Origin of the sequence: Bacillus swezeyi (assembly GCF_001969815.1) — a bacterium.
Lineage (GTDB): Bacteria > Bacillota > Bacilli > Bacillales > Bacillaceae > Bacillus > Bacillus swezeyi.
Map to the genome: position 1 here is coordinate 40,069 of NZ_MRBK01000007.1, position 11,086 is coordinate 51,154.

Annotated in this window: 2 protein-coding genes; both read right to left on the reverse strand. The window is 43.9% G+C overall.

The window, feature by feature from the left end; all coding sequences use genetic code 11:
• Positions 1-382: 382 nt before the first annotated feature.
• Positions 383-2,989, reverse strand: a complete 2,607-nt coding sequence (gene ppsA, locus BTA30_RS09265; protein WP_076760976.1) for a phosphoenolpyruvate synthase — start codon at positions 2,987-2,989, stop codon at positions 383-385.
• 260 nt (positions 2,990-3,249) lie between these two features.
• Positions 3,250-11,061 (reverse strand): non-ribosomal peptide synthetase, encoded by a 7,812-nt coding sequence (locus tag BTA30_RS09270; RefSeq protein ID WP_076760977.1) that lies wholly within the window; start codon positions 11,059-11,061, stop codon positions 3,250-3,252.
• Positions 11,062-11,086 lie beyond the last annotated feature (25 nt).

The following is an 11,086-nucleotide window of genomic DNA, read 5'->3' on the forward strand; positions in this document are numbered from 1 at the left end:
GAAGCGGAAATTAAAAAATAGCACTTGATTAAACTGACTGTTGACAGATTGAAGTTAAATAATTCAAAGCTTGTTTTCTATACGAAAAAAAGAGACAAAATGGGAAGCCCGCTTTGACTCTTTTTTTATCGATTCTGAATTGATATCCGCGCTTGAATTATGATTCAATATCATTGTATATTGTGGTTTTTCAGCTGCTCAACTTTCATATAACTCATTCTTTTCAATTGTCTCTGCTAGTGTGAATTCCTTTTTAATGTTACCAACTGCATGATGTTCGTTGACTATCGTCTTTCGTTTGTTGAATAAGGCTATTGATGATTTCAACGTACTTTAGTGTTGCTCAGGCTCTCGTTTTCCTTTATGTGCAATAGACAAGCAATTACAATATTTCGATATACCCTTCTGTTCCATGCACGCGAATTCGTTGCCCATCTTTTATCAGTTGGGTAGCATTCTCCACTCCGACAACTGCCGGTAAGCCATATTCGCGTGCGATAACTGCTCCATGGGTCATCAGTCCGCCAACTTCGGTGACCAGGCCTTTTATGGATACAAACAATGGCGTCCAGCTAGGATCGGTAAAGGAGGTGACTAATATATCTCCATCTTCTAGATCAGCCTCTTCCAGTTTTAATATGACACGCGCCCATCCTTCTATCACCCCGGAAGAAACAGGAAGACCTGCAATCGCTTCGTCCGGGAGGTTTTCTCGTTTGTATTCTCCTGCAATGATTTCACCATCTGACGTGATAACGCGCGGGGGAGTAAGTTTTTCATAAAATTTGTACTCGTCTTTTCGTTTGCTGATGATCTTGTAATCTAGTTTTTTTGTGCTTACAACTTCGTGAAGTTCTTCAAAAGTGAGGTAGTATATATCTTCTTTTTCAGGAATAATGCCCGGTTGTACGAGTTGTTCGGCTTCCTTTAGTATAGCTTGCTTATAAACGAAGTAACGATTCACCATGCCGTATTTGGGATATTCCCTAAAACCGCTGAAATTCCGGATGAAGTCGATCATTCGTTTTGTTTCTTTGGCTTTTTGTTCACCGTTCGGCAATTGCTTCAAGCGATCTAATAACGCTTGTTCTTTTTTCAAAGCTTCCTGCCGTCCTTGCTCGAATTTCCGTTTGCTGGCATTAGGAGCAAAGTTTTTGATGTTGCCCAGAATCAACGGGACAAGTGTAATGGGTTTTTCACTCCAACGAGTTCTAGTTATATCGATTTCTCCGGCACAGCGCATTCCGTATTTGTCAAGATAAGCATAGATAGCGTCTTGTGTTTCCTGTCCGCCATCAAACTGAGCCAGCTCATCCAAAAAGTTATCATCTTTCACATGTTGTAAATAATCAATGATTTCCGGATAAGGACGAATCACATCTGCGACATCCAATAGCGCCAGACCCATTTCCGAAGTAATATTGTTTGGTACAGATTGAGAAAGCGTATCTGCTGTATTTTTTTCACCTAACCACTTGTTCATGTTTTCATTGATCCATGTTGAAGCATCCATAGCTGCCTTAATCACACTTGAACTTTGCGGGTCAAATAAAATCTTCTTTAATTGCTGAAGATCTTCCAGGATAAAATCAAATAAATCCGATCCTGATTTCGTTTGGATGTTTTGTCGTAATTCTTCTATCGATGTTTGACTGCGCTTCATCAAATCAGAAACGATGGTCGGATCGTTTTCGATTTGTGCTTGAGAACTCGCAGATTTATTGCTTTTACCTGTATTCTGTTCTTTTTGATCATTATTTGGTAATAATTTTATAAAATCTCGCTCTATTATGGTCATAAGTGCGTCTTTTAAGAGCGGATCGTGTTGTCCCATGCCATTTAATAAAAATTCTCTGCTGTCAGGTGATGCCAGATTATGTGTGACATCAACAAATAACCTTCCACCAGCTTTACGCATGGGTGCAGAAGTCGTCAACAGAAAAAAAGACAATCCCAGTGGTTTTATGGGATCCGTCATCATTTGTTGATGACCAACAGAGATATAGACGTGATTTTCTTGATCGCTCGCTTTAGGGATCGGGAAAAGAATAGTGATTGGCCGACTCTGGACAATATAAAATGTATCGTGGGCCAAACACCATTCGATATCTTGCGGCTGGCCGAAATAAGCTTCGATCTGTCTTCCGATACGCGCCAGTTGTAAAATTTGTTGGTCAGTCAATGTTTGAGTCTGTTGCTGATCAGGACCGATCTGCTTTGTCTCTGTTCCGCCTTCTTTTCGTCCATAGATCGCCAATTTTTTGGTTGCTATTCTCTTATCGACGATTTCCCCTTCCTGTACTTGATAACAATCGGCAGATACCAAGCCAGAGACCAGCGCTTCTCCAAGTCCAAAACTGGCATCGATTGATAGCAGCTTTCGGTTGGAAGTCATCGGATCTGCGGTAAATAAAATCCCTGAAGCCTGCGGGAAAACCATCCTTTGAATGATGACGGATAAATAAACTTGACTGTGGTCAAATCCATTTTGCATACGGTAGATGACCGCGCGATCCGTAAATAGGGAAGCCCAACATTTGCTGATATGCTGCAAGATTGCTTCTTTTCCGATGATATTTAAATAGGTGTCTTGTTGACCAGCAAAAGAGGCATGTGGTAAATCTTCAGCAGTCGCACTAGAACGTACGGCATAAGCATGTTCATCGCCAAACTGGGAGAGATAGTGCGCAACTGCTTTCACAACATCGGAAGGAATTTCTGCTTCCATAATGAGTTGTCGAATCTTCCTGCTAATTTCACCAATTTGATCTCGATCTTCCACTTTTAGCATGGTCAGTTGATCCAACAACGCTTGGAATGTTTCGTTTTGTTCGATGGCTTTTTGATATCCTACTGTTGTGACACAAAATCCTTCTGGTACTTGTATTCCTTGAATTTTTGATAATTCCCCTAAATTTAACCCTTTTCCCCCAACGAGCAAAAGCTGTGTTTTTTCCATTTCGTGAAATTCGAGAACCAAAGAACTCATTCAACATCTCTCCTTCGAAAAAAAATTTGACGAGAGCTTTTCGGCATGGTATAATTAAAATATAAGATGGGATATCTATGACATTTTGACCGTGAGCAGACGTAATCTGATTATATCATCGTGTCTGTTTTTGTGCAATATAAAAAGAACCTGGGCAGTTTGACCAGGTTCTTTCTTTATTTCCCGTTACCATTGAGCCGACTCCGTTCCTGCATCATCACCTTTATGGATCGGATTCTCAGTCCATTCCCTGCTAACAATTAAAGATCAGAATCTGTGTCTCTCGCAGACGATACCAATGAAAGTTGTTCATGAAGTACAAGTTCATCATGATGTCGCTCTTCAATACTTTTTACAATAGACCGAATCGTATTTACGTTCTCTTCAATATATTGAGGATCAAAGATCGTAACATGGTCTCCCTTTAATTCATATTCCATGTAATTTTGTGCAGTTGATTGCGTCCACCCTCTTTCGGTCAAATCGCCGCATAACAAATGATGAATGTTGGCGTTGATGGCACCGGAATTGATCAGTTGATTATGATACGCAAGATAGCCTCTAATTTTATCCTTAATCGAAGGAATAGTTAATATTTCTTTGTAATAACCCGGAATAATATCGAGATTCAGATAGACGATCTCTTCGATTTCCTTTTCCGATAAATGAGTCACCGAAGTGGTGATTTGAGAATCCAACATCATAACATCGGATACGGCGCGTCCTCGCTGTTCCAAAGCTTTGGCAACCTCAAAAGCCAAATTCGATCCTGAAGAATAACCAAGCAAAACAAAAGGTCCTTGTTCTTGAATGCTGATCATGCTTTCTACATACTGGTCGATGATCGGTTTCTCATGTGACGGCTCTTCTATAAAATCAGCGGCATAGACGACGCAGTCGCCATCAAGTCTGTTCGCCATTTCATTATAAACCAGCCCATACCCAATTAAAGGAGGGAAACAGAACACAGGGATCGAACCATTCTGATTCAACTTGACGAATACGCTGTCAGTCTTGCCCTCTAAGGCCACGGCTTGAATGGCGCTTGCCATTGTTTCGATGGTAGGGGAATCGTAAACGGCGTGATAATGCAATTTGATTCCCATGACCGCGTTAATTTGATGAATTAATTGCAATACTTTGAGCGAGTGGCCGCCAACGTCAAAGAAGTTATCTTTTATCCCCAGGTTAGAAAGAGCTAAAACGTCCTTCCATATCTCGGACAACTGCTTTTCAATCAACGTTTTGGGTGCCGCATATTCGGTTCCGGTCGGCATATTTCCATCAGGAGCAGGTAAAGCTTTTCGATTGATTTTACCATTAGCTGTTAATGGTATCTCCTCTACCCGTACAAAATAGGCCGGAATCATATACGCAGGCAGTTTGTTCAGCAATTGCTGCTTGAGCTGCAGCGTTTTTAATGATTCGTCTCCTACCAAGTAAGCACACAACTGCTTGGAGCCCTCTTCTTCGAGCGCGATGACGACCGCTTCTTTGACGGATTCCACTTGCAATAAAGCCGCTTCGATCTCGCCCATTTCAATGCGGTAGCCTCGAATTTTTACCTGATGATCGATTCGTCCCAAATACTCCATATGTCCATCCGGCAACCACCGGGCGATATCTCCCGTTTTGTACATTTTTTCGCCTGCGGCAAACGGATGTTCAACAAATTTCTCAGCCGTTAATTCAGGACGGTTCAAATATCCTCTGGCTACGCCGGCCCCGCTGATATATATTTCTCCAGGGACGCCGATCGGCACCGGCTTCATACCCGCATCCAGCAGATAAATGTTCATATTGGCCGCGGCCGTACCGATTGGCACCGATTCGCGTCTGTCTTTCTGCGGATTGTAGGAATAAATCATACATCCGACGACTGTTTCCGTCGGCCCGTATTCGTTAAAGATTTCGATTTGATCTTGAAATTGTTCGCTGATGCCCTGGGCCAGCCGTGTGCTTAACTTGTCGCCGCCTACAATCATTTTCCGGATCCTGCACTCATCGGGAATGTTCATTTCGTTTAATAACTGCAAATGAGCCGGGGTCAGCTTGATAATATCCACCCTGGGATCCTGTACAATAGATGAAACCAAGGTTGCCCTGTCTTCTCCTCCATAGACAATGATGGCATTGCCGCTGATGAGCGGTGTAAAAATAGACGTTACCGTTAAGTCGAAAGCGATGGACGAATATAGTGGAAAGGTGGTTTTCTCCCCCTTCACGTAGACTCTGGCAGCCCACCAAATATAATTGGTTAAGCCTTGATGCTCAATTAATACACCTTTGGGCTTGCCTGTGGAGCCCGATGTATAGATCACATACGCTAAATGGTTCGCATGACTGAGCGGTTCAAGGTTAGAGGCATCTTCGTGATAAGAACTTTCCTCATCTAATTGAACGATCGTGCCTGCATGGGCCAACCGCTGCTGAAGATGGCTCTGTGTCAAAACAACCTCCGCGTTGGAGTCGTCTAATATATACTGTATGCGATGCTCTGAATAATCCGGATCAATTGGCACGTAAGCGCCGCCGGCTTTTAATACGGCCAATATTCCCACTACCAACTCGATGTTATGTTTGCTGATGATGGCTGTGAGCCGATCCGCTCGCACGCCCTTGGCTCTTAACGTTCGAGCCAATTGATTGGCGCGTTCATTGAGCTGCTGATACGTCAGCTTCTTATCCTCAAAAACAATCGCTACCTGCTCAGGCGTTCGTTCCGCTTGTTCCTCAAACAATTGATGAATCGTTTTTTCCTTTGGATACTCGGCCAAAGTATCGTTAAATGTCTCTATGAGGAGCGATCGTTCATCTGCCGCAAGCATATCCAGTTCTTGGACGCCAATTGCCGGATCGTTCACCATTTGCTTGATGATTTGCATAAAATGCGCTTGCATCCGCTCGACACTTGCTTGATCATAAACATTGGCATTGTACACAAAATGAATTTCAGTTTCCCCAGCCGGCATCACAATGAAATTAAAATCGTAATGGGTATGTTCTTCTAAATGAAAATCGATAATGTCTAATGCGGTGTGATCCTGCTTCATATGCTCCATTTGTTCCTCGACCGGGTAATTCTCAAATACCATAATATGACTGATCAACTGTTGCTTTTGCTCGGTTTGAGTCTGAATTTCATACAATGGATATGTTTCGTATGGTTGAGAAGCAAGCGCCCGTTCCTGATTCGTTTTCAATACTTGTGCGACTGTCATTTCAGGTTGAGTATCAATACGTACGGGGATGGTATTGATAAATAAACCGACCATGGATTCAATACCCGGAATGTCTGCCGGCCGACCGGATACGACCGTGCCGAAAACGACATCCTGACTGCCGTTATATCTTTGCAGCAACAAGCCCCATGCGGTTTGTATCCATGTATTGACGGTGACTTGATGTCGGCTTGCGGCCCGTTTGATCTCCTCTGTGAGCTGCTTTCCTAAGCGAAACGCATGCTCTCCTTTTTCGTACCCTTTGGCTTGATTGGAAGGCTGTTCTTTCAATAAAACGGTTTGTCCTTCATAGCCGTCCAAATAATCCCGCCAATAGGCTGCTGCTTGCTTGTGATCTTGTTCATCCAGCCATTCGATATATCGGCTGTACGGAGTAACGGCTCCCCGCTTCGGTTTCCTCCGCTCAAGAATCGCATAATAGGTTTCAAACACTTCTTTCGTAATAAGAGGCAAACACCAGCCATCCATTAAAATATGATGAAAGCTCCATATCAATCGCGCTTGATCTTCCTCTGTTCGCAGGATCGATACGCGCATTAAAGCATCTCGGGTAAGGTCGAACCCTCGTGCCTTATCTTTTTGTACAAAAGCGGCAATGAACTCGTTGCGTTGCTGCTTGTTCATGCTGCGAATATCTTCAACGAGCGTTTCAATCCGCTTGGAGCGGAATACAATCTGCAAAGGCTGATCTTTCCATTCGGTATAAAAATGAGTTCGAAGAATGTCATGTCTTTCGGCCAGCTGCGACAAACTCATCGTAAATGCCTCGATATTCAAGAGACCTTTCAGATCAAAAGCGGCTTGTTCAAAGTAAGCTCCGGAAGCCGAATCGATCAAGCTATGGAACAACATTCCCTTCTGCATAGGGGTTAAAGGGTATATATTTTCAATTTCACCAAGATGCTGTGTTTGTTGGACAAATCGATCTAATTCGTCAATGGTCATTTCTTTTAGCGAAATATCGCTGGGCGTCAGCAGAATTTGCTCTTGATCTGCACAATGTTCGATGACTTGTTGCAAACTGCTTTTTAAGAGATCTGCGCATGTTTCGATTGTTTCTCTTTGATATTGTTTACCAGAATAACTGATTGCCAGTGACAATTGGCCGTTTGAAATCATACCGTTGATATCAAGTGCATAGGTCATGGGGTGCTTGTCGCTGGCTATTTTCCCGCTGGAGTAAGGAGATACCTCGATCCTCCCATTCTGGAAATCTTGATCAAATTGACCAAGATAATTGAAACTAATTTCCGGATGTCCGGTCAATTCCGGAGCCATCGGGTGATCGGACAAATACTTGATGAGGCCATAACCTATTCCTTTTTCAGGGATCTGACGCAAATTTTCTTTCACCGTTTTAATTCGCTGTGAGATATCTTGGTCTGCCTTGATTTGCAGCAAAACCGGGTATTGGCTTGTGAACCAGCCCACAGTACGAGAAATATCGAGGTCTGAAAAATGAGACTCTCTGCCGTGTCCTTCGAGATGGATGAGAATGTCTTCATATCCAGTCCAACGATGCATAGCGATGCCAAGTCCGGTCAGCAATAAATCGTTCATTTCAGTCGTATAAGCCCGGTTTGATTTTTTTAATAAACGCTCGGTTTCCTCGACCGTCCATTGGACGATGACCGTTTCCCGGTCTTCGGCCAGACCAAGCTCCTGCTCATGATCCTTTGGCAATACATTTGCTGGAATATGTTTATGCCCGAACCAGTATTGATTTTTCATTTCAAATTCCGGACTTCTTGCATAACGTTTCAACTGTTCAGCCCATAACAGGTAGGAGTCCGTTTTCTTCGGAAGCTGGATCGTTTCTCCGTTTTGAAGCTGCTCATAAGCAGCCGCTATATCCTCGATTAATATTCTCCATGAAACGCCATCGATGACCAAATGATGGATCACAATCAGCAAATGATCCCCCTCTTGACACTGAAACAATCCCAGTTTCATGAGCGGGCCTTCAGTTAGATGAATAGACTGCTGAATCTCATTGGATATCGTTTCTATCGCTTGGGCAATATTGTTTTCTTCCAATAAAGAGATCACTTCAAGGCTGAATAGATCTCCTTCATCGATCCCCCGATTTCGAGCTTCGTATCCATGTTCAGTTGGAACATAGACCATGCGCAAAGCATCGTGATGCTCCACAATCTTCATCATGACTTCCCGAAGCTTCGATTCATTCAACCTTTCTTTCCAATAAAGCATAACCGCTTGATTATAATGGTGTAAATCCGGGTATTTCTGTGCAAAAAACCAATGCTGAATCGGGGTCAGCAGCGCCTGGCCTTTGATTTCTCCTTGTTCTGCGATTCGGGTTGCCGACTCTACGTAGGGAACAAGTTCGGAGATCGTTGGGTACTTGAACAAGTGTTTGATTTCAAGTTTATAACCGGCTTGGTATAAACTTGAGGTCACTTGAATGGACTTAATCGAATCCCCTCCTAATTCGAAGAAATGATCCGAGACTCCGACCCGTTCTACGCCTAATACCGACTCCCATATTCCGGCTAGTATTTTTTCCAGTTCTGTGCGTGGAGCTGCATAGTTCATGCCTGTGAGATTCCTGCTTGGAGAAGGCAGCGCCTGACGATCTATTTTTCCATTGGAAGTAAGCGGCATCGCTTTCAACTGAACGAAATAAGCAGGTACCATATAGGCAGGAAGCTGCCGGGTTAGTTGTTCCCGGAGCTCGCCTGCGGTTAAAGCATGGTGTGCGGTATAATAGGCACACAAGGAAGTTTCTCCGTTGATTTCTTGTGCCATAACGATGGCTTCTTGAATCGACGGTATATGGAAAAAGGCGGCTTCGACTTCGCCAATTTCAATGCGATAGCCTCGGATTTTCACCTGATGATCGATTCTTCCGAGATACTCGATGTTCCCATCCGGCAGCCACCTGGCCAAATCCCCCGTTCTGTACATTTTCGTTCCGGGTACGAAGGGATGCTTGACGAACTTCTCTGCCGTTAATTCAGAGCGGTTCAAATATCCTCTGGCAACGCCGGCCCCGCTGATATACATTTCTCCGGGGACGCCGATCGGTACCGGCTTCATATCCGTATCCAGCAGATAAATGTTCATATTGGCCGCGGCCGTACCGATTGGCACCGATTCGCGGCTGTCTTTGGCGGCATCGTAACGATAAAGCATGCATCCGACAACGGTTTCCGTCGGCCCGTACTCGTTAAAAATTTCAATTTGATCTTGAAATTGCTCGCTGATGCCCCGGGCCAGGCGTGTGCTTAACTTGTCACCGCCTACAATCATTTTCCGGACCGTGCACTCATGGGAAATGTTCATTTCTTTCAATAACTGCAAATGAGCCGGAGTCAGCTTGATAATATCCACCCTGGAATCCTGTACAATGGATGAAACCAATGTCGCCTTGTTTTCTCCTCCATAGACAATGATGGTATTACCGCTGATGAGCGGCGTAAAAATAGACGTTACCGTTAAGTCGAAAGCGATGGACGAATATAGTGGAAAGGTGGTTTTCTTCCCTTTCACATATACCCTGACAGCCCAGCAAATATAATTGGTTAAGCCTTGATGCTCAATGAGTACGCCTTTGGGCTTGCCTGTGGAGCCCGATGTATAGATCACATACGCTAAATCCTTCGTATCGCTGTTCCGCTCAAGATTAGAGTGCTCTTCGTGATAAGAACTTTCCTCATCCAATATCACGATCGTGCCTGCATGGGTCAACCGCTGCTGAAGATGGCTCTGCGTCAGGACGATCTCCGCGTTGGAGTCGTCTAATATATACTGTATGCGATCCCCCGGATAATCCGGATCAATTGGCACGTAGGCGCCGCCGGCTTTTAATACGGCCAGTATTCCTAGTACCAGCTCGATGTTATGTTCGCTGATGATGGCTGTGAGCCGATCCGCCCGCACGCCCTTGGCCCTTAACGTTCGAGCCAATTGATTGGCCCGTTCATTGAGCTGCCGATACGTAAACTGCTTATCCCCATAGATGATGGCAACTTGATCCGGTGTCCGTTCTGTCTGTTCTTCAAATAACTGATGAATCGTCTTATTCCTCGGATATTCAGCTACCGTATGATTATAGTCAACGAGGAGTTGATTTGTTTCCGCGTCGGACAAAATATCAATCTGGCGGAGGGTGAGGTCGGGTTGAAATAACATGATCGAGAAAAGACGATTTAAATGTTCGATCACTTGCATCATATACTGACGATCATAAGCTTGTTCATTATAAATTAGCTTTAAATGAATAGAGTCATCCCCCATGTCAAATTGAAATAAAGCATCCGAAGCAACTGTTTCTTTGAAACGATCGGGGTGAATTTGATCTAATGATACGATCGTATGGATCATTGGCAAATGATTCGCATCGTAGTTCAGACGCAGCTGCCCGATCATCTTATCGAAGGGAACATGCTGATTCAAGATCGCTTCGCCCAGCGTATGTTTCAATTCATGAAAGGTGGATTTAAACGTACTGTTCGCATTGATATGTTGTTTGATTAACATGAGTTGATCCAAACGAAGGTCCTCATCGGTTTCGTCTTCAAAGGTTGGAACACCTACAATAACGCCCTCTTCCCCCGTATATTTGTACAAAAGGCACTCGATTCCGATCAGGAGAACCAGATAGACGGCCATTGGCGATTGATTCGTCATGGTCATAATGCGCAGGGATACATCGGATCTCAATGAACTGTGAATACAGTTAGGCGGACTCGATACATCGTGCTCTAATCTTGAGTCTGTCATTTGAAACGAAGGGAATGCAATGGGGCGATCTTCCGCATCGAACATGCAGCCCCAGAACAACTCCTGTTGTTTAAATTCTGACATTGATATCCCTCCAGTAAGTTTAAAT

Excerpts from the sequence above, each read along its gene's own strand:
- ppsA (WP_076760976.1), bottom strand. The coding sequence starts at position 2,989 with ATGAGTTCTTTGGTTCTCGAATTTCACGAAATGGAAAAAACACAGCTT.
- BTA30_RS09270 (WP_076760977.1), bottom strand. The coding sequence starts at position 11,061 with ATGTCAGAATTTAAACAACAGGAGTTGTTCTGGGGCTGCATGTTCGAT.